Below are 19,414 nucleotides of genomic sequence, written 5' to 3'. Positions count from 1 at the left end.
CGCGAATCGCGCCGCAGCGGTACCCAGGATGGTGCGGGAAGTCGTCGGCGATACGGAGACGTCGGCGTAACGTGCACCGCACACCGACGACCTCCGGCACGGGAGCGCCCGATGAGAAGTGTGGATCTATCCGCCGGTCCGATCGACTATCTCGACACCGGTGGCACCGGTCCTGTCGTGGTGTTCGCGCACGGCCTGCTCATGAACGAGTCGCAGTGGCGTCACGTCATCCCGCTGCTCGCCGATCACCGCTGCGTGGCACCCACTCTTCCGCTGGGCGGCCATCGACGTCCCATGAACTCGAATGCCGATCTCTCGCAGTTGGGTGTCGCGCGCATCCTGGCCGACTTCCTCGACGCGCTCGACCTCACCGACGTCACCCTCGTGCTCAATGACTGGGGCGGGGGCCAGTTCATGCTGTCGGACGGTCGCGCCGAACGAGTCGGCCGCCTCGTTCTCGCGTCGTGCGAGGCGTTCGACAACTTTCCGCCGAAACCCGCGCGGCCCGCGGTGGCGCTGTGTCGGTTCCCCGGTGGCACCCGACTGTTCCTGCGTCTGCTCGGCACGTCGTTCGTCCGCCACGATCAACGCGCGTGGGGCGGCCTGAGCAAGCGCGGGATCCCCGACGACGTCCTCGACGACTGGTTTGCGCCGGCCACGCGCAGTGCTGCGATCCGCCGCGACCTCACGAAGTTCGCGACCGGGACACCACGGCGAAAGACGCTGTTGGAGTGGACGTCGCGACTGGCAGCATTCGACCGTCCGGTGCTCGTCGTCTGGGCCACCGAGGACCGGATGATGCCGATCGAACACGCGTCCCGACTGGTGGAGCTGTTCTCCGATGCACGCCTCGTGCAGGTGGACGATTCATGGACCCTCATCCCTGAGGATCAACCCGATCAGTTCGCCGCAGTCCTCCGGGAATTCGTCTCCGTCAGTTGAGGCGCCGCTCACGCCGCCCGGACTCCGACGCAGACGTGACAGCTACCCTCGCCGCATGGGAAAAGTGTTCGATTCCATCGACGACACCCTGCGCGCGTGGATCGAGAAGCAACCGATGTGGTTCATCGCGACCGCGCCGCTCGAGGCCGACGGTCACGTCAACGTCTCCCCCCGTGGCCATGATTCGTTCTCCGTCCTCGGTCCGCACCGTGTCGGGTGGGTCGACTACACCGGCAGTGGCGTCGAGACCATCGCGCACCTCAGGGAGAACGGGCGCGCCTGCATCATGTTCACGTCCTTCGACGGTCGACCCCGCATCGTTCGGCTCCACGGTCGCGGGTCGGTGTCGTCACCCGGTGAACCGATGTTCGACGAGGTGGTCGCCCGACACCCGGAGAACCCGAGTACCCGAGCGGTCATCACCGTCGATGTGACGCGGATCAGCGATTCGTGCGGCTGGGGCGTGCCCGTCATGACGATGGATGACGAGCGGGACCTTATCCGTCGACACGCGGAGAAGAAGGGCCCCGACGGGATGGTCCGCTATCGGGCAGAGAAGAACGCGCGCAGTATCGACGGTCTCCCCGGACTCGCGCCCGGCGTCTGATCACGCGTCGTGCGGCGGTGTCACACTGCGGATTCGGCGCGTGCCTTCAGCTGTTCGAGGCCGCGGGCGAAGTCGCCGCCGATGAGCTTGTCCATGGGCACGACCTTCGTCATCAGCTTCGCGATGCCGGAGCGGTCGCCGGTCATCGTCCACTCGACACCGGTGGTGCCGTTGATCTGCTCGGCGATCGTGAACACGACCGTGCTGGTCGACTTGAACGGCTTGAGGAATTCGAGCGCGATGGTGATGCGACGGCGGGGTTCGACGTCGGTGATGGCCATGCTCCCGGCACCGGCTTTGCGGTTGCCCTTCCACGCGTAGCTCGCCCCGACGCCGGAATCGGGTCCCGAGTAGGACCGTTCGACGTTCGGATCGGTCTGCTCCCACGGTGACCACGTGGTCCAGTGGTGGAAATCGGCGATGAGCGCGTAGACCACATCGGCGGGAGCGGCGACGTCGATCGACCGGGTGACGGTGTATGCGCTGGGTGCCATGGGCAGTACCGTAGCGGCCCCGCCACCATCTCCGTCAGAGATCCTCAGCGCAGGCACGGTTCGTCGACGGCGGTTTCGGGTGGCGCGGTGACGGCATCGTCCTCAGACGGCGGTGTCGTGTCGGCGGGCGTGCTGCGCGCCTGCAGCACGCAGGCCGCCGCGCCGAGCACGAGACCGCCCATCGTGAGCGGGGAGAGGCTCTCCCCCAACGCGATCCAGGCCATGACCGAGGCGGCGGCGGGGATCACCGCGAACACGATCGACGCCGACCGCGCACCCGAGGCCTTGATGCACGCGGAGTAGAGCGTGGTGGCACCCACCGAACTGAACACGATCATGACGGCCAACAGGATCAGCGCCCTCGGCAGGTCGGTCGTGTGTTCGGGGGAGGTGACGGCGAATACCGCGGCGGCGGGCGTCGACGCCGTGAGGCCCAGGGCGCTCACCATCCACACGTCCATGTCGGCACAGAACCGTCCCTGGTAGATCCCGCCGGCCGACAGACCGACCATGGCCACGATCACCGCGACGATCCCGAGCCCGATCCCGTGGTCGGCGACGATCTTCGGGGCGCAGGCCAGCACGACCGCCGCCGCCGCGAGACCGAGTGCGAGCGCGCCGCGCCGCGACTCGCGTTGTCCGAGAAAGACGATCATCAGCCCGGCCGTCACCACCGGGTTCAGGGCGATCACGAGGGCCGCGAGCCCCGCCGGGACACCGTGATCGAGTGCCCAGTACAGCCCGATGAACTGGACGCCCTGGGTCATGAGGCCCGCCACCATGGCGTGTCCCATCTGGCGTCGCGTCGGTCGCGCCGGTCGCCGGATCGCGACGATGACCCACAGCAGCGCCGCCGACAGGGTGAACCGGAGCGCGATCACGAGGAACGGGGACATCACGGCGACGGTGGCGGCGCCGATCGGGTAACCGGCCGCGTAGAGCAGCACGGTGGGGGCGGCCAGACGAGGTGAGAGCGGGCGGTTGGGCATGCGTCCACGGTGCGCCGGTCAGCCGGGTGGCTTCAAGACCGTTCGCAGATCGTGAACGATCGGCGCATACTGTCGGTCATGGCCACCCTCGACATCACGCCGCTGCGGAGTTTCGCCGCGGTGGTCGCGTTCTCCGGCGTGCGTCGCGCCGCCGACGCGTTGCACCTGTCGCCGGCTGCGGTGACCGGACATATCCGGAAGCTCGAGCGCGAACTCGGATGTCGCCTGGTCATCCCCGACGGGCGCGGGATCGCACTCACCAGCGACGGCGACGAACTCGCGGTCCGAGCCCGCGACATCATCGCCCACCACGACGACGCCGTGCGGACGCTGACCCCGCACGACGACAACGGGATCCTGGTCGCCGCCACCGAACACGCCGCCGAGTTCCTCGTCCCCACCGTGATGGCGCTCGTCCACGCCCGGCATCCGGAGCGGCCGGTGCGGCTGCGCCTCACGCGCAGCGCCCACGTCCGCGACCTCGTCGACGACGATCGCGCCGACGTCGCCCTGATGTTGACCCGCCCCGCGAGAGGAAGCGTTCGCGTGGCGCCGGTCCCGCTGCAGTGGTTCGCCCACGACGCCCGCCCCAGCGAGGACCTCGTGCTGTTCGCCAACCCCTGCGCGGTGCGCCACGAGGCGCTGGCCTCCCTGGGACGGCGTCCGCACCAGGTGGCGGCCGAATGTGTCGACCTCACATCGGTTGTCGGCGCGGCGCGCGCCGCTGTCGGGATGACCCCCCTGCCGCGCATCGGGCCGGCACACGACGGGCTGCGGGTCGTCCGCGGACTACCGCCGATCCCCGACATCAGCCTCTTCGTCGCCACCAGTGCCCGCGTCGACACGTCCATCCGTAAGGAGATCGTGGGCCTCCTGCGTCATGCCCTGTCCGGACGAGTCGACGCGGCCTGATCACCTCCTCGCGGGTGCCGGATGGTGTCGCGAACGGTCAGGACGCGACGCTCAGCAGAACCGGCGCGGGTACAGCCACGAAAAGGTCGGCGGTCGCAATCCGCCGGACGGCGCGATGAAGGGTGACCGACTCCAGGATCCCGTCATCGGTTGACGAGGTGTCGATGCCGATGACGCCCGCGGCAGTCCCGATCCTGAGCGACCCTGGACTGCCCACCGCGGACCGCCGGGCCACCACCCCGCCCACGATGGAGGCGGCCGCTGCCACGGCGACCGCCGATGTCAGGCCGATCGCCGGGTGCGGCGCCATCATCGACACCATGCGCACTGCGATGTCGTACTCGTCGGCGGTGACCGCGCGACCACTGGTGGTGCGATAGTCGACCGGCGACCCCACGATCCCGACCTTGGGGATCGCGTGGGTGATCGGATCGCCCGGGTGGCACAGTCCCATCCGCAGAGCGGCCTCCCGCCGCAACGCGACGAGGGTGTCCAGGCGGTCGGCGTCGATCGCGGTGTCGCCGCGCGCGTTCGAGGTGAAGTCGGCGACGTCGAACAGCGCTGCAGGCGCCCCGGCGGTCACCATCGTCGCGTGGAACGCACGTGAGCCGAGCGAGACCACGTCGGTCGCGTTCCCGGTGGGCAGCACAGAGGTGCGGTCGGCTGCGAGACCACCGAAGGTGAGGGCGACCGGCACCCCCAGCGCGGTCGTCCCCGGCACCGCGGCATCCCCCTCGGCGGGTACACGCCCACCGGGGGTGAGGATTTCGGCGGTGAGAACCGCTCCGGTGTTCTCGTTGCGCATGCGAACGGTGGTGACGGCAGGGTCGATGGGCACCAGACCGGTCTGCAGGGCGAAGAGTCCGATCGCCGTCGCACAGTTCCCGCAGTTGCTACCCCACTCGACCGACCGGTTGTCGATCGCCACCTGCGCGAACAGGTACTCCACGTCGATGTCGGGTCGAGCAGAGCGGCGCACGATGGCTGCCTTCGACGTCGTCGAGGTGCCCCCGCCCACGCCATCGAGCTGACGCGGATCACCAGAACCGAAGGCCGCCGTGAGGATGGCGTCGAGGCCGCCGGCGTGGTCGATGTACGGGTCGATGTCGACGGCGTTGAAGAGCCAGCACTTACTGGTACCGCCTCGCATCCATGTCCCACGAAGTGTGAACACTGTGGTGGCCTTTCGGTTGAAGTCCGTTGAGTCCAGCGTGCGATCCAAGGGGGTCAAGCACAATGTTGGAGTTCGACGATGTGCTGTAGCAGTTCTTAAGTCACAGCGATGTGGGCAGCATGACCAGCACCAACCAGCAGATGGCCGGCGCGATGGCGACCACGATGCCCGCGTTGACCATCATCTGCCGATAGAAGCGAGGGCGGTCGATGCCTTGGGCGCTGGCCAGGACCAGTGCCCCGTTCGTCGAGAACGGCGACACGTCGACCACGGTTGCCGAGATGGCCAGCGCGGCGACCACTCCGACGACCGGCAGGGTGCCCATCTCCAGCAGGGGCATCGCCAGCGGGATGATCGCGGCGAGCAGAGCGGTGGAGGACGCGAACGCCGACGTCACGCCGATGACGTAGCAGAGCACGATGGCCACGATCAGAGGTGCGCCGATGGTGACGGCCATACCGGCGAGGTCATCGATGGTGCCGGCCTCTTGCAGGATCGATATGTAGGTCACCATTCCCGCCACGAGTAGAACTGTCGACCAGCTGATGTCGGCGATGGCCTGGTTCTGTCCCTTGAGATCTGTGAACGCGAGGATCGCGCCGGCGGCGATGGCGACGAAGCTGATCGGCAGGTGCAGGACGAGGACGAGGACCAGCAGTGTCCCGATGAGCAGCAACGTGAGCTTCTGAACCAGTGTCACCGGGACCGCGACATCGACGAGAGGTGTCGGTGCGGGGCGGGTGAGGAGCCCGGTGGACGTACCGCCACCACCGACACCGCCGGTCGGTCCGGAGTCGGTCGGTGTTCCGACCGGACCGTCGATCACGGACTTCTGACCGCCACCGGTCGCCGAGAACTCGAACCCGCGGGTCTTTGCGAGGGCCGCCCACGCCACCACCGTGAGCACGGACAGCAGCAGGTTGATGCCGTAGCTGGCGAAGAACAGTGTCCAGGGCGCAATCGAGAGCCCGTTCTTCTCGACGATCTCGCGGACCAACACACCCGAGACCGAGATGGGAGAGAACGCGCCGGCGTGAGCGCCGTTGATGGTCATGATGCCCATCACCAGCGGGCTCATCTTGGTGCGCGCGGCGAACGCCATGGCGGCGGGCGCGATCAGCGCGACCGCTGCCGGACTGAAGGTGCCCAGCGCGGTGAGGACCGACGCGGAGAAGAAGAACACCCACGGAACCACGGTCACTCTCCCGTGCACGGCCCGGATGCAGGAGTTGACCATCAGGTCGATGGTGCCGTTGCGCTTGGCCATTCCGAAGAAGTAGGTGACACCCACGATGGTCAGGACAATCGAGGTGGGGAACTCGCCGAGGATCTCTTTGTCGTCGAAGCCGAGGGCGAAGTAACCGACGGCGAACGCGCCGATGAAACCCAGGATCCCGATGTTGATCGGAAAGCGGGTGGCGATGACGAACATCACCACAAGGGCGAGCAGCGGGAGTATTTCCGTGGCGGTCATGATCTGTCTTTCGTGTCGCAGGACGGCGGTTGGGGCGCGGATCACAATCACCGCTACAACGTTGTGCGCATCACATTATTGACCAGCCTTATTCAGGACAATATCGTTCTACTACGATTTCCTTTAGCTCAACTGAACGGAGAGGTGCGTGCAGCAATCGTTCGACGTCGTGACCCTGTTCCTGCTGCTCGACATCGCCGAAGCGGGATCGCTCACCGCCGGCGCCGAGCGTGCGAGCATGACGCCGTCGGCTGCATCGCAACGGATTTCCAAGCTCGAGCATGCGATCAAGCAGCCGGTGTTGACCCGGCTCCCTCGCGGCGTCCAGCTCACCGAGGCCGGCGAGATCCTCACCAGCCGTGCCCGACTGTTTCGACGGGAGATGCGCGCCGCCAGCGGCGATCTCGAGGCCATCCGCGGGCTGGAAAGAGGGACGGTGCGGCTGGGTTCGTTTCCGACGGTCAGTGCGTCGCTGTTGTCAGACGCCTTGAAGGAGTACCACGCCCGATGGCCGGGGGTCGACGTGCGCGTGCAATCGGCGGTACGTCCGCGGTTGCTCGAGATGCTGAACTCGAGTGAAGTCGATCTGGCGCTGCTGTGGAGCTACTCCTGGACCGACGAGGCTGAGCGCTCGCTGTCTCTCGAGCCCCTGATGGAGGACGAGACACTTCTGCTCATACCGATCGACGATGAGCGCGCCGGCGGAGAGGTCCGGGTATCGGACCTCTCCAGCGGGCGGTGGATCATCCGCAACGACGACCATCCTGCGGCCGAGGTTCTCTATCGAAGTTGTCGTGCAGCAGGTTTCGAACCCGAGGTGGTGTACGAGGCTCACGACTACCAGGAGATCGAGGCCATGGTGGCCGCGGGCGTCGGCATCGCCATGGTCCCGCGCCTGGCCGTCGTGCACCATCGGTCCGACGTGCGGACGGCCCGGTTCGCCCCGGCCGACAATGTGCCCACCCGTGTCATCTACGTTGCTTCGCTGGCCCGTCGGCAGTACACACCGGCGATGTATGCGGTCTCCCGAGCCCTGCGTGGGGCCGCTGACCGGATCGCGACGGCGGCGATCGCGTAGGCGGCGGTGACGCTACTGGTCCTCGACCGCGCGCGAGTCGGTGAGCGTGAGCGCTCCGATCGCCGCGACGAGCCCGACGACGACGGCGAGGATGCCGTAGGTGATGCGCTCGCCGTGGAAGAACGAGGCGACCAGGTCGCTGCTCCACGTGCCCGCGGGGAGTCGCGTCGTCACCAGGACGGCGATGAGGGTGCCCACCACGGCGGTACCGACGCTGGTGCCCACCTCCTGCGCGGTGTCGTTGAGGGCGGTGCCGATGGATGTGCGGTTGGCCGGCATGGCGTCGACCAGGGCGACCGCGCAGATCGTCATGACCGTCCGCAGGCCGATGGTCATGAGGACCATGCAGGCCGCGATCGCGACGTAACCGTGGTCGACGCCCCACGCCAGCCCGGCGAGTGACCCACCGAGACACGCAGCGCCGATGAGGCACGCCATCCGGTGCCCGAAACGCGTTGCGAGCCACTCCGACAGCGGCGTCGCCGCGACCATGGTGATGATGATCGGCAGGTTCGCCAGGCCGGCGCGCACCGGGCTCCACCCATAGGCGTACTGGAAGTGCAGGATCAGGCCGAACATGACCGCGGCCATCGCGATCGCGGTACCGAGCTGTGCGATCGCCGCGCCTCGGACGGTGCCGTTCGCGAACAGACCGAGGTCGAGCATCGGTGCGGCGGTGCGACGTTCGTGGACGATGAACGCCGCGCCCGCGGCGACGGCACCGGTGATGGCGGCGAGGGTGGGCAGCGACGACCAGCCGTGCTGGACCCCGCTGGTCAGCGACCAGCACGCCAGCCCGATGGTGGCGATGCTCAGGACCGCGCCCGGGAGGTCGAGGCGGTCGTGGGTGAGGCCGTCACGACGATCGGGGGCCACCCCGCGCCACACGCCGATACCCGCGATCAGCGCGATGGGGGCGTTGACGAGCAGCAGCCATTCCCACCGGACGTGCGCGAGCGCGGTGCCACCCAGCACCGGTCCGAGAACGAAGCCGGCCAAGCCGACGACGATCATCACGGTCATGGCGCGCATGCGCAGCGCCTTGTCGTCGAACAACCGGAACACCAGCGAGTTGGTGATGGGTGCCATCGCGGCGGCCGCGACGCCGAGCGCGGCACGCAACGCCACGAGTTCGCCGGTGCTGGTGACCGCGACCACCAGCAGGCTCAGGGTGCCGAAGGCCGCGAGGCCGATCATCAGAACTCGGCGCCGGCCGAACCGGTCGGCGATCGATCCGGCGGTCAGCAGCAGCCCGCCGAAGGTCAGCGAGTAGGCGCCGGTGATCCACTGCAGGGCGGTGGTGCTGCTGCCCAGGTCGCGTCCGATCGTCGGCAGCGCGATCGACAACAGCGTGTTGTCGACCATCTCGACGAAGAACGCGAGGCACAGCGCGGCGAGGGGGATCCAGGCCGCGGCGAGCGAGGTGTAGGTGCGCGCCGACGAGATGGGCGGTGCGGCGGTCGGGGCAGGGGAAGTGGTCATGCGGGGCTCCTGACGTGTGAGGTCGGTGTCGAGACCAGACGTTAGGAACCGCCGCTGTCGTGGGACTGTCGCGTGCTGTCGCGTCCCTGTCGCACTCCTCCCGGGGCCGCCACTACGTCGTGTCGCCGGCCAACTCCTCCAGCAGCGGCGAGACGCGGAAGTCGACCATCTCCCGCATCACCAGTCCTGTCGTGGTGCGCTCCACCCCGTCGATCGCGAGGATCTCCCCCGCGATCCGGTACAGGTCCTCGACGTGACGTGCGACGACCTGGATGAGCAGGTCCGCCACCCCGCTGAGCCCGTGTACCTCGACGACCTCGGGGATCTGCGCGAGCGCGGCACCGACGGCGTCGAGCTCGCGCTGGCGGAGGTTGGTCATGATGAACGCCCGCACCGGGTACCCGAGTGCGGCCGGGTCGACGCGCCGCTCGAACGGCCGCAGCACATGCCCCTTCTCCAACCTCGACAGTCGTGACTGCACGGTGTTGCGGGACAGGCGCGCGCGTTCGGCGAGCGCGAGCGTGGTCGCCCGCGGCTCGGCGTTGAGCGCCATCAACAATCGCGCGTCGGTGGAGTCGACACTGCGCGGATGGGTCATTGTGCTCACCTCTGTCGGGGCGATGGGGCGTCGATACGTGCATTATGCGCAGTCCACGCCGGGGTGGTTGCGCAATCGGCCAAGCGAGAGCACCGTTTGGAGTACAGATCGCCAGTGCCGAGGAGAACGCCATGTCATCGCCCAGCCACACCGACCCGATCCACGAGGCCTCGCCCGAGCTCCTCGACGAGATCGGTGAGCGGGTGTTGTGGCTCTCGACGGCGATCATCCATCACGCCAACCGGGTGCGGCCCAACCCGTCGGGCCTGAAGGTCGGCGGCCATCAGGCGTCGTGCGCGTCGATGGTCTCGATCATGACGGCGCTGTGGTTTGACCAGCTCCAGCCCGGTGACCGGGTCTCGGTGAAGCCGCACGCGTCGCCTGTCCTGCACAGCCTCAACTACCTCCTCGGAGACCTCGAGGAGAAGTACCTGACCACCCTGCGCGAGTTCGGTGGCCTGCAGTCGTACCCGAGCCGGTCGAAGGATCCCGACACCGTCGACTACTCGACGGGGTCGGTGGGAATCGGTGCCACCGCACCGATCTGGGGTGCGATGGCGCGGCGCTACGTCCAGACCTCCACCGGCCAGACGAGCAGCGGCCGTCAGTACTCCCTCGTCGGTGACGCCGAGCTCGACGAGGGGGCCGTGTGGGAGGCGATCCTCGATCCCGGTGTCGCCGAACTCGGTGAGGTGGTGTGGATCATCGACCTCAACCGCCAGTCGCTCGACCGCGTGGTGCCCATGATCGCCGCCGGTCGGCTGGAGGCGATGTTCGCCGCCGCCGGCTGGCAGGTCATCACGGTCACCTTCGGCGCGCTCCTGGAGTCGCTGTTCACGCGTGATGGCGGTATCCAGTTGCGCGAGCGGATCCTCGGTATGCCGAACGCCGAATATCAACGGCTGCTGCGCTGTTCACCCGACGAGGTGCGCAACCGACTCCCCGGCGACGGAGACGGCGCATTCGCGATCGCCGCGCTCATCGCCGATCTGGACGACTCCACCCTGGCCGCGGCGATCCGCAACCTGGGCGGTCACGACATGTCGGCGTTGATCCGGGCGTATCGAGAGATCGACGACACCCGCCCCACGGCGATCATCGCCTACACGATCAAGGGCTGTGGGTTGCCCACCGAGGGCCACCCACAGAATCATTCATCGCTGCTCACCGTCGACGAGTTCGCCTCGTTCGCCGCCGAACTCGGGCGTGACCCCGGCCAGCCGTGGGAACGGTTCCCCGACGAGAGCGCCCCGGCACAGCTGTGCGCGACGACCGCCGAGCGTCTTCGACGCGATCCGGTCCCTGCGGCACCCCGCCTCGAGGTGCCCATCGACAGCGGGCGGACACCGAAGGGCACCTCGAGCACCCAGGCGGGCCTGGGTCGGGTGCTGCTCGACCTCAATCGCAGCGCTCCCGACATCGCCCGGCGGGTCGTCACCGTGAGCCCCGACGTCAGCTCCACCACCAACCTCGCCGGCTGGGTGAACAAGGTCGGTGTGTGGTCGGCGGCCGAGCGCCACAACTGGTTCGACGACGATCCCGAGACGCTCATGCACTGGCGGGAGAAGCCGACGGGACAGCACATGGAGCTGGGCATCGCCGAGACGAACCTGGTCGGCCTCATCGGCGAGCTGGGCGCGACGTGGAGTCGGTGGGGTGAGCCGCTGTTCCCGATCGGCGTCATGTACGACCCGTTCGTCGAACGCGCCCTCGAGCCCTGGTCGTACGGCATCTACGCCGGCGGGCAGTCGATCCTCGTCGGGACGCCCTCGGGGGTCAGCCTCGCCGCCGAGGGTGGCGCACACCAGTCGATCACGACACCGTCGATCGGGCTCGAACAGCCGGGGTGCATCGCGTACGAGCCGGCGTTCGGCATCGACGTCGAGTGGACGTTGCTGGCCAGCATGGGGCGCCTCGGTCGGCCGGACGGCACGTCGGCGTACCTACGGTTGTCGACCCGTCCGGTCGACCAATCGCTGGCGAATGTCCCCGATGATCCCGCGGCGCGGGAACGACGACGCCGTCAGGTCGTCGCCGGGGGTTACCCTCTGGTGCGCCAGGCGAATCCGGTGGTCACCCTGGTGGCGATGGGCGCGGTGGTCCCCGAGGCGCTCGCCGCCGCCGACCGACTCGAGCAGGCGGGCGTGGCGGCCGACGTCCTCGTGGTGACGAGCGCGGGACTGCTGTTCGAGGCACTGCAGGCGCGTCGCGGTCAGGGATCAGCGCCGACGTGGATCCTCGATCAGGTGCTCCCCGCCGACCGCGCCACCCCGATGGTGACCGTCCTCGACGGGCATCCCCACACCCTGGCGTTCCTCGCCGGCGTGAACCGGGTCGCGTCGGTGTCGTTGGGTGTCAGCAGTTTCGGGCAGGTCGGGTCACTCGACGACGTCTATCGACTGCACGGGATCGACACCGACAGCATCGTGCGCGCCGCCCTCGACGTCACCGCCTGACCGCAGTTGGGCACGTAACGACCGCAGTTGGGCACGTAACGACCGCAGTTGGGCACGTGATGCCCGAACAGGTCACGGCCAGACGAGGCGTCCGCCCTCGAAGTTCTGCGCGTAATTACGGCCGATCCGGTACTCGTCACTGGTCGGCATCCCGAATTTGCCGGGGCCGCCGGCCGCGGCGTACTTGCCGAGGATGCCGCCCCACACGGGGTGCTGGCCCGACTTCTCGCTGGTGTAGAGGTTGCCGCCCTGGAACAACTGCTTGCGCCCCTTGCCCGCGGCGTCGATCTCGTTGGAGGTCGGGAACTTCAGTGCGCCGCGCTCGAAGCCGAGGCTGCCCCACTTCGCGCGGATGGGGTCGCTGATCGGGTGCGCGATCCCGTTGCTGACGTTGGCTTTCCAGTAGAACGACGTGTCCTTGCCGAAACGTTGGAATCGTCCACCCTTGTCGGCGAAGGCCTCGTCCATCGTGGGTTCGCCCCACTTCTCGACGCCACCGGTGGCCTTGAACGCCTCGAGGATGCGTCCGCCGACGTTGTATTCGCCGATCTGTTCGTCGGCGCCGGCGATCGCGGCGGTCTGCGCCGAGCCCACCAGCACGGCCGCCATCGCCGCCACGGTCAGGGCTGTTACGCGCTTCGTGATCTGCATTGTCGGATCCTTACATACGGACGCTAAATGATCGGGGTGTTGGCCGAACATGTGGTCCGATCGGAGTAATGCCAAATATGACGAGTGTCATGGGCTATCGATGACAGATCGCAATTCTCGTCCCTCGAGCGCCTACCTAGCCTGAAACCGATTCACATCACAGATGAGAGGCCAACATGGGACGCAGTTCGAAAGGCAACGAGCCGAAGGGTTCAGCAGTGGATTCCGCCGTGGGAGGCCTGCTGTCGTGGGTTGCGGGGAAGGACTCGACCGCGCGCAGGAAATCATCCACCGATGGTGCGTTGGGCGAGATCTTGTCGTGGGTGACCGGCAAGGGCGGGAAGAACAGCAAGCGGGGCTGATCACCAGCGCAGAGGCGAACTGCCCAGCGGACTGGGTGCCCCTGGCACCGGGGTCGGGACGCCGTCGAACGACAACGGCAGACCGGGCTCGGTGATGATGCCGAACGGACTGCCGACGGTCTGCAATCCGATGGTGGGGGCTGAGGGCCGCGGGATGTCGTCGACGACATCGCGTGCGAAGAGGCCGAGATCCTGTACCCACATGCACACGCGGGCGAGGTTGATGCGTACGCGCCAGGATCCGCCCACCGCGGCACGACGGCGCAGCGCGGCCACCATCCCGGCGGCACCGAGGTACGCCGCCAGGTAGTCGTTGAGGAGATAGGTGGGCGGCAACGATGGTCGGCCGTTCACGGCCTCCGACCCCGCGAATCCGGTTGCCGAGCAGGCCAGTTGATCGAAGCCGCCGCGCTCGGCCCACGGACCGTCGGCGCCCCAGCAGTGGTATTCGCACACCACGACACCGGGGCGCAGGGCTGCGAGGTCGTGCGCCCCGAATCCTCGCTCGGTGATACCGCGGTAGGAGTTCACGATGACGTCGGAGCCGGCGCACACCTCGCTGAACGCGGCCCGCTGGTGATCGTCGCGCAGATCGGCGAAGGCGTTGCGCTTGCCGCCACCCGTCATGACCACCATCGCGTTCGGGTCGGAGTTGTCGGGCCGCGACACGTGCAGGACGTCGGCGCCGAAGGTGGCCAGCAGCCGCGTCGACACCGGTCCGGCGATCACGTGGGTGAGGTCGGTGACCCGTACACCGCCCAGGGGTGGCCAGGAGGCGGCCGCCGGCAGATCGGTCTGCGGACCGTCGCCGATGCGGTCGATCTCGACGATGTCGCGCGCGAGCAGGTCGATACCCACCTCGTGGGCACGCCACTGCTCCGCGGTGCGCACGATCGCCGCCACGCCGCCCGCCGCACACACTGCGGTCTCCAGTGCCACGGCGTCCCAGTGGGCAGCGGCCTCGGCGATCCGATCCGGGAAGGGCGGGCAGTTGAGCACTTTGCACACGGCATCGCGCAGGCCGGCGTAGGTGGTGATGAGGAAGATCCACCGGTCGTCGCGGCAGCGATAGAAGTCGTTGTTGCCCAATGCGCGAGGGTCTTCGATCAGGTGCGGGGCGGGCACCCCGGACACGGTGGTCAGGTAGGAGGCGCGCAGTTGGTCGATCGCATCGGCGGCGCGCACGGTGATCGTCTGCGGATCTGCGCCGGCGGATTCGGCGACCGCGGCGACCTGGATCCCGAACGCGGCGATCGCAGCGGAGGTCGCATCGGCGAGGCGGTGTGGCGACGGTGTCAACGGATCGCCGCCGATCACCGTTGCGTGCGAACGGATCTGCTCGCCGTCGGGCCCGAGCAATGCGGTGAGGCTGTCGATGATCGCTGCTGTCGACGGCGCGCCTAGCGGTCGGCGGGAGGCGGTGTCTGCGGTGGAGGACTCCGTGCTCGCGGTGTCGGTGTTCATGACGTCCACGGTCGTCGGCCGACACGCGCGGCTCCCGGACTTACGGATATCCGTAGGCTGTGGACCGTGACCTCGACCGGACACCGCTCGCTGGCCCGCGCTGATCGCCTTCTCGACCACGTGGCCCGGTCCGAGACGGCACCGACGTTGACCGACCTCGCCCGCGCCATCGGCGCACCGGTGAGCTCCACCCAGGATCTGGTCCGGGAGCTGTGTGTGCTCGGTTATCTGCGGGTCGTCGACTCGCGCTACCGCACGGGCCTGCGGATGCACGTCCTCACCGTCGTCGCAGGCGCGCCGTCGACGGCGGGTGTCGACCACGACGACCTCGTCCGGCTGAGTCGACTCGCACAGGCACCGGTCACGCTCGCCGCCCTGGTGGGGCGCGAGGTGTTCTATCTCGATCACGCCGGCCCGCGGGCGCCGACGCGACTGCAGGTGGTGGCCGACGATCACCGCCCGCGCCCGACGCTGCGCACCGCGGCGGGTCGGTTGCTGCTCGCACTGTGCGACGAGCCGGTACGACGTCGCATCCTCGGCGAACTCGAGGTGGCCGATCCCGTCGCCGCACGGGCGTTCACCACGGAGCTGCCGCTGATCCGGCGCCATCGGATCGCCCGCAGCGACGGACTGGCCGACCCCGACATCGCGGCGGTCGCACTACCCACCACGCAACCCGACATCGCGCTCATGGTCAGCGCACGGCGTGAGCCGCGGGGCGGACGGGTTCCGGTTCTCGAACGTGCCGCGCAGACACTCCGGGCAGAGATCGATCAGCGCGGCTCGGACACCTCCGAGGCGCCGGGGACGCGGTAGCCGCGGAACGAGACGGCTGATCGGGTTCGGAAGCCGAGACGTTCGTAGACCGAGATGGCGGCCGAGTTGGTCTGCGCCACATGGAGGAACGGACGGTCGCCGGTGTCGGTGATGAGTCGGATCTGCGCGGCGAGCAGGTGTGCGGCCAGTCCGCGGCCTCGGGCTTCGGGTGCGGTACACACCGCGCTGATCTCGGTCCATCCGGGCGGGCGCAGACGGTGACCCACCATCGCCACGAGCCTTCCCTGATCACGGATCCCCAGGTAGACGCCGAGTTCGGGGGTCCGGGGTCCGAAGGGTCCAGGCCTGGTGCGTTCCACGAGATCGAGGATGTCGGGCAGGTCGTCGGGGCCGAGGGTCACGACCGACTCGGTCGGGGAATCCGGTGGCGACGACCCGTCGTGCACCATCTGCAGACCGTCGAGCCCGAACACCTGCTCCCAGTCCGCAGGTGGGCGGTCGGGAGCACTGAACATGTCGGCGAAACCGCCCGGCCCGAGCAGTGCGGCCAGGTCGTCCCACCGCCGGGGATCAGAGGCATCGACGGCGACGAAGCTGCACACCCCGGGCGCGAAACCCACTGCACTGCCCACTGATCGGGCGAGGTGGGCGTGGTGACCGCGCAGCGACCCCATGACCGGGCGATCCAGAGCCTCGAGGTCGGGCGTGTGCACGAAGACCAGTCTTGCTGATGACGCGCGCCCCGGACAAGCACAGCGGCGGTCGCCGGCATGAAGCCGACGACCGCCGCTGCGGGAACTCGATCGCTCAGAGAAGCGAGATCACTTGGTGTTGACGGTGATCTTCGCGATTCCGACCAGCAGACCGGCCTTGACGGCGTCGGTGTTGAAGGTCTTGTTGAGCAGGCCGGCCGCGGTGTCCGAGATCAGGACGCGGGTGCCCTCGAGAACGGCGGTGCCGTCGGGGTTGCTCTGCAGCGGCTTCAGCGTGCTGCCGTCGAGATCGAAGACGATTGCCTGGGTGGCGGCGACCTGACCGTTCACGGCGACGTCGGCCATGAGCTTCGAGGTGCCCGGGTCGATGGTCAGGTTCGTGATGTCGACAACGGTCTGCCCTGCGGTGAGGGAGAAGCCGGCGCCGGCGTGCTCGATCTTGCCCTGGACGTAGGGCTGGATCGATCCGGGGGTGTAGTACGTGACGTTTCCACCGGTGATCGGGAACACCAGCGAGCCGTTCTCCAGCTTCGCGCCACCGACGACACCCGGGGTCAGCTTGAGTGCGGTGAGCGCATCGGTGAACCCGGTGTCCAGAGCGACGGCCGTGTCGCGGCCGGTGAGGGTCGGGATGGTCGCGACGGGGGCCGGAGCGCTCGACTCGGCCGCCGAGGGGGCCGCCGAGGAGGTGGCCGCGGTCGACGACGACGCCGAATCCGACGAGTCGTCACTGGAGCAGGCAGCGGCGGGGAGAATGGCGATGGCGGCGATCGCAGCAGCGACCACGATCTTGCGGGACTTGAGCATCATGGGTGGGATTTCCGTTCATAGAAGCGTTCGATCGCAACGTATTTCGTGACGACTCTGGCAACACACTGCGTGGGCGATGGCCGCTGGGCCATCAGAGTGTGTACACAGGGCATTCGGCACCCTCGGTGGATCGGCTTGGTCCCGATGGCAAGAAGTTTGATTTTTTCCGCAGGCACGGCAATGTGCACGACTTATTTCCGCACATGCGGACCACGACCCATCCATCCCGGTTCCGGCAACGAACGACCTCATGACAATCGGTGACGTGCCGATCGGACGGCGATCAGAAATTTGTTGCGTTCCAACACAATATGAGTGGCAGTCGCCGGATCGGTCGGACTGATCACATGGGTGCCCGGGCAGACGCGGTGTTGTCGTGGTCCGCCCGGACACCCTTGCGGTCAGTCCGGCGCGGTGCGGTCAGGCGCCGTGGACAGCAGCGACGTCGTCGTGTGGGTGTGACCGGTCATACCGGTTGCGCACCACCATCACGACGACGAGGGCCCAGATGACCAGCACGGCAAGGGTCAGGCCGAGACCGTAGGGCCGATCCAGGATGGTGAGGCTCTCGTTTCCTCCCGGTGCAGCCTTTCCCGCGGGGCGCGGCAGGATGACCGGCAGTGCCAGCAGGACGAGCAGGACGGTCGCGGACCCTCCGGCCAGCACAGGTGCCCACCATCGTTGCGGCAAAATCTTTTTCGCTGCGTGACCGGTGGCGATACAGAGGGGCGCGAACACCGCGTCGTGCACGATGAGGCCACCGATCAGCCACACGACGATCGACATGATGTCGGCAGGGGACATCTCCCAGATCAACGACAACCCGTACCAGGCGACCGGTACCGCCCCGACGATCAGCAGGGCCCTGATCAACCGTGTGGTCACAGCACCTCCATTCGTGCCAGCCACTTCGTCTGCAGAACCCCGGGCCGGTTGGGTGTGATGAGTCGACACGGATACCCGTGATCGACGGTCAAGGTCTCACCGTGCAATTCGAGCGCGACCAGCGACGACGGGTTCCGTGCGAAGTTCGCCGGCAGAACACTCACGGCGTAGAGGCCTCGCTCGAGGGACACGAACCGCACATCACGATCGGGATCACCTCCCACGAGTTCCACGAGATCACGCACGCGAACCCCTCGCCACGTCGCCTGAGCGCTCCAGCCCTCGACGCACGCGATCGGGAGATCACTGTCGTGCTGGGGCATCTCGCGCAACTGGTCGAGGGTCAGAACCTTTGTCCGTCCTCCCGAGGTCACGGTGAAGGTGTATTCGCGCGATTGTGCGGCCATGGTGACTCCCGCTGCCGCCGCGGTGCGGTTGATCGGAACGCCCTGGGGTCCGTCACCGGACCGGGGCGCGAGGAACGAGATCCATTTGAGGAACGGCACCGTCTGGCCGGCGAACGCGAGAACAGCGAGTCCGGCTGCGGCGACGGCGCCACGCAGGATCGCCCGTCGGGTCACGGCTCCGGGGGCTCCGCGTGTCGACGGATCGACGAATCGCGCATAGCCCGACGGCGGCGGGTCCCTGGGGACCGCGGGCGGATCGTCGGTTCCGTGGTCGTCGACGACGGCATCGCGTTCGGGATCGATCGGCGGCGGTGTCGTCATCGCGCAGTCCGATCGAGCGGCTCGTTGTCGATGGCGTCGGTCGCTTCCAGGGGCGAGCGAAATGCCGCCTGGATGATCGGGAGCTTGACGGCGATGTGGACCATGAGTGCAGCGACGACGACGAACGACATCGCGTAATGGGTTGTGGTGAAAAAGAATTTCCACGGATAGAACTGCGCGGTGTTCATCAGTCCGGTGAACAACTGGAAGATCATCGAGCTCACCAGCACCGCGATCGACAGCCGCTCCACCGCGCGCAGCGGCGACCCGATGACCGGCCGCGCGAACAGGCGTGGGTACACCAACTGGAGCTTGACGAGCAGCAGCGGGATGGCCGCGGTCCCGGTGATGACGTGGAGTCCCTGGCTGAACCGGTACAACCACGGTGGATCGGAAGGAAACCAGAACCAGCTCGGCGGATGCTGGATCCAATGGCTGATCATCCCCGTGGCCAGACATATGGCCACGCACAGGCCGAGCAACGCGCCCACACGGGCCGTGATCCGCGGACTCCGCAACGAGGTGTCGTCGTCGGCTGGATCGCCGGAGGTGAAGCCGATCGCGTACAACACCGCGAACATCTCTCGAATGCGCTCGCGCACAGCGCCTCTGCGCGGGACCGGCACCTGCGACGTCGTCACGCCGGTGATGCGACGCACCAGCGCGGTGGCGGCGGCCAATTGGCGGCCCGCATGGCGGGTGGGCCTCGGCGTGGCGGCACGGTCGTCGAGAGCGCGCTCATCGACAGCAGTGCTGTCGGTGTCGTCGGTGTCGCTCACCCAGGGGGTTCGTATCTGCGACCCGATCGGCTTGGTGCA

20 protein-coding genes are annotated in these 19,414 nt (G+C 67.9%); 7 read left to right on the top strand and 13 right to left on the bottom strand.

All coding sequences use genetic code 11. The features are described from left to right. The first annotated feature begins 111 nt into the window (after positions 1-111). Together ASG12_RS03795 and ASG12_RS03790 are read left to right on the top strand one after the other, a co-directional pair. Entirely contained in the window at positions 112-942 is an 831-nt protein-coding gene (locus ASG12_RS03795) for an alpha/beta fold hydrolase (protein ID WP_055785354.1), read from the top strand. A 55-nt stretch (positions 943-997) separates the two neighbouring features. Further along, positions 998-1,549 carry a pyridoxamine 5'-phosphate oxidase family protein gene (locus ASG12_RS03790; protein ID WP_055785351.1) on the top strand — a complete coding sequence of 184 codons (552 nt, stop codon included), beginning with the start codon at positions 998-1,000 and terminating at the stop codon, positions 1,547-1,549. A 20-nt stretch (positions 1,550-1,569) separates the two neighbouring features. Here the strand turns inward: ASG12_RS03790 and ASG12_RS03785 are convergent, their stop codons facing one another. Next, the gene (locus ASG12_RS03785) at positions 1,570-2,043 is read right to left on the bottom strand and encodes an SRPBCC family protein (protein WP_055785348.1); all 474 of its coding nucleotides are present in this window, start codon (positions 2,041-2,043) and stop codon (positions 1,570-1,572) included. A 44-nt stretch (positions 2,044-2,087) separates the two neighbouring features. Then, entirely contained in the window at positions 2,088-3,032 is a 945-nt protein-coding gene (locus ASG12_RS03780; RefSeq protein ID WP_055785345.1) for a DMT family transporter, read from the bottom strand. Between the two features lie 78 nt (positions 3,033-3,110). Between ASG12_RS03780 and ASG12_RS03775 the strand changes: the two genes are divergently transcribed. Further along, positions 3,111-3,944, top strand: a complete 834-nt coding sequence (locus ASG12_RS03775) for a LysR family transcriptional regulator (RefSeq protein WP_055787583.1) — start codon at positions 3,111-3,113, stop codon at positions 3,942-3,944. A gap of 37 nt (positions 3,945-3,981) precedes the next feature. Here the strand turns inward: ASG12_RS03775 and ASG12_RS03770 are convergent, their stop codons facing one another. Next, positions 3,982-5,094 (bottom strand): PrpF domain-containing protein, encoded by a 1,113-nt coding sequence (locus ASG12_RS03770; RefSeq protein WP_200932723.1) that lies wholly within the window; start codon positions 5,092-5,094, stop codon positions 3,982-3,984. 124 nt (positions 5,095-5,218) lie between these two features. After that, positions 5,219-6,592 (bottom strand): SLC13 family permease, encoded by a 1,374-nt coding sequence (locus ASG12_RS03765; RefSeq protein ID WP_055785342.1) that lies wholly within the window; start codon positions 6,590-6,592, stop codon positions 5,219-5,221. A gap of 148 nt (positions 6,593-6,740) precedes the next feature. Here ASG12_RS03765 and ASG12_RS03760 point away from each other — a divergent pair, with 148 nt between their 5' ends. Beyond that, entirely contained in the window at positions 6,741-7,670 is a 930-nt protein-coding gene (locus ASG12_RS03760; protein ID WP_055785340.1) for a LysR family transcriptional regulator, read from the top strand. 12 nt (positions 7,671-7,682) lie between these two features. Here the strand turns inward: ASG12_RS03760 and ASG12_RS03755 are convergent, their stop codons facing one another. Together ASG12_RS03755 and ASG12_RS03750 are read right to left on the bottom strand one after the other, a co-directional pair. Further along, complete coding sequence (locus tag ASG12_RS03755; protein WP_055785337.1) at positions 7,683-9,152, bottom strand: MFS transporter; 1,470 nt, start codon at positions 9,150-9,152, stop codon at positions 7,683-7,685. A gap of 112 nt (positions 9,153-9,264) precedes the next feature. After that, on the bottom strand, positions 9,265-9,750 hold the full coding sequence (locus ASG12_RS03750; protein WP_055785335.1) for an Lrp/AsnC family transcriptional regulator: 486 nt from the start codon (positions 9,748-9,750) through the stop codon (positions 9,265-9,267). A gap of 131 nt (positions 9,751-9,881) precedes the next feature. Between ASG12_RS03750 and ASG12_RS03745 the strand changes: the two genes are divergently transcribed. Beyond that, positions 9,882-12,206: a transketolase-like TK C-terminal-containing protein gene (locus ASG12_RS03745; protein ID WP_055785332.1), complete on the top strand. Its 2,325-nt coding sequence runs from the start codon at positions 9,882-9,884 to the stop codon at positions 12,204-12,206. Positions 12,207-12,278: 72 nt separating this feature from the next. On the opposite strand, the gene ASG12_RS03740 is transcribed toward ASG12_RS03745, so the two are convergent. Then, positions 12,279-12,857: an LGFP repeat-containing protein gene (locus tag ASG12_RS03740; RefSeq protein ID WP_055785328.1), complete on the bottom strand. Its 579-nt coding sequence runs from the start codon at positions 12,855-12,857 to the stop codon at positions 12,279-12,281. Between the two features lie 218 nt (positions 12,858-13,075). On the opposite strand from ASG12_RS03740, the gene ASG12_RS21515 reads away from it, so the two are divergent. Then, positions 13,076-13,219, top strand: coding sequence for a hypothetical protein (locus tag ASG12_RS21515; RefSeq protein WP_156377906.1), 144 nt, complete (start codon positions 13,076-13,078; stop codon positions 13,217-13,219). Here ASG12_RS21515 and ASG12_RS03735 read toward each other — a convergent pair whose 3' ends face one another. Then, positions 13,220-14,683: a CoA transferase gene (locus ASG12_RS03735; protein WP_055787577.1), complete on the bottom strand. Its 1,464-nt coding sequence runs from the start codon at positions 14,681-14,683 to the stop codon at positions 13,220-13,222. It abuts the gene before it with no gap. A 66-nt stretch (positions 14,684-14,749) separates the two neighbouring features. Here ASG12_RS03735 and ASG12_RS03730 point away from each other — a divergent pair, with 66 nt between their 5' ends. Continuing rightward, on the top strand, positions 14,750-15,499 hold the full coding sequence (locus ASG12_RS03730) for a helix-turn-helix domain-containing protein (protein ID WP_055785325.1): 750 nt from the start codon (positions 14,750-14,752) through the stop codon (positions 15,497-15,499). Here the strand turns inward: ASG12_RS03730 and ASG12_RS03725 are convergent. The 5 genes from ASG12_RS03725 to ASG12_RS03705 all read right to left on the bottom strand — a co-directional run bounded on the left by ASG12_RS03725 (position 15,457) and on the right by ASG12_RS03705 (position 19,375). Then, positions 15,457-16,173 (bottom strand): GNAT family N-acetyltransferase, encoded by a 717-nt coding sequence (locus ASG12_RS03725; protein WP_235455981.1) that lies wholly within the window; start codon positions 16,171-16,173, stop codon positions 15,457-15,459. The two genes, ASG12_RS03730 and ASG12_RS03725, sit on opposite strands and share 43 nt — an antisense overlap. 108 nt (positions 16,174-16,281) lie before the next feature. Next, on the bottom strand, positions 16,282-16,983 hold the full coding sequence (locus ASG12_RS03720; protein ID WP_235455971.1) for a hypothetical protein: 702 nt from the start codon (positions 16,981-16,983) through the stop codon (positions 16,282-16,284). Between the two features lie 420 nt (positions 16,984-17,403). Next, entirely contained in the window at positions 17,404-17,868 is a 465-nt protein-coding gene (locus tag ASG12_RS03715; RefSeq protein WP_055785322.1) for a hypothetical protein, read from the bottom strand. Beyond that, positions 17,865-18,596, bottom strand: coding sequence for a molybdopterin-dependent oxidoreductase (locus ASG12_RS03710; protein ID WP_055785319.1), 732 nt, complete (start codon positions 18,594-18,596; stop codon positions 17,865-17,867). The genes ASG12_RS03715 and ASG12_RS03710 overlap by 4 nt, the downstream gene beginning before the upstream one ends. Next, entirely contained in the window at positions 18,593-19,375 is a 783-nt protein-coding gene (locus ASG12_RS03705; protein ID WP_200932722.1) for a cytochrome b/b6 domain-containing protein, read from the bottom strand. The genes ASG12_RS03710 and ASG12_RS03705 overlap by 4 nt, the downstream gene beginning before the upstream one ends. Positions 19,376-19,414: the final 39 nt, after the last annotated feature.

It is taken from the genome of Williamsia sp. Leaf354 (genome assembly GCF_001424365.1).
Lineage (GTDB): Bacteria > Actinomycetota > Actinomycetes > Mycobacteriales > Mycobacteriaceae > Williamsia_A.
The sequence above is the reverse complement of the archived record's forward strand: the minus strand, read 5'-3'. Positions and strand labels throughout refer to the sequence as shown.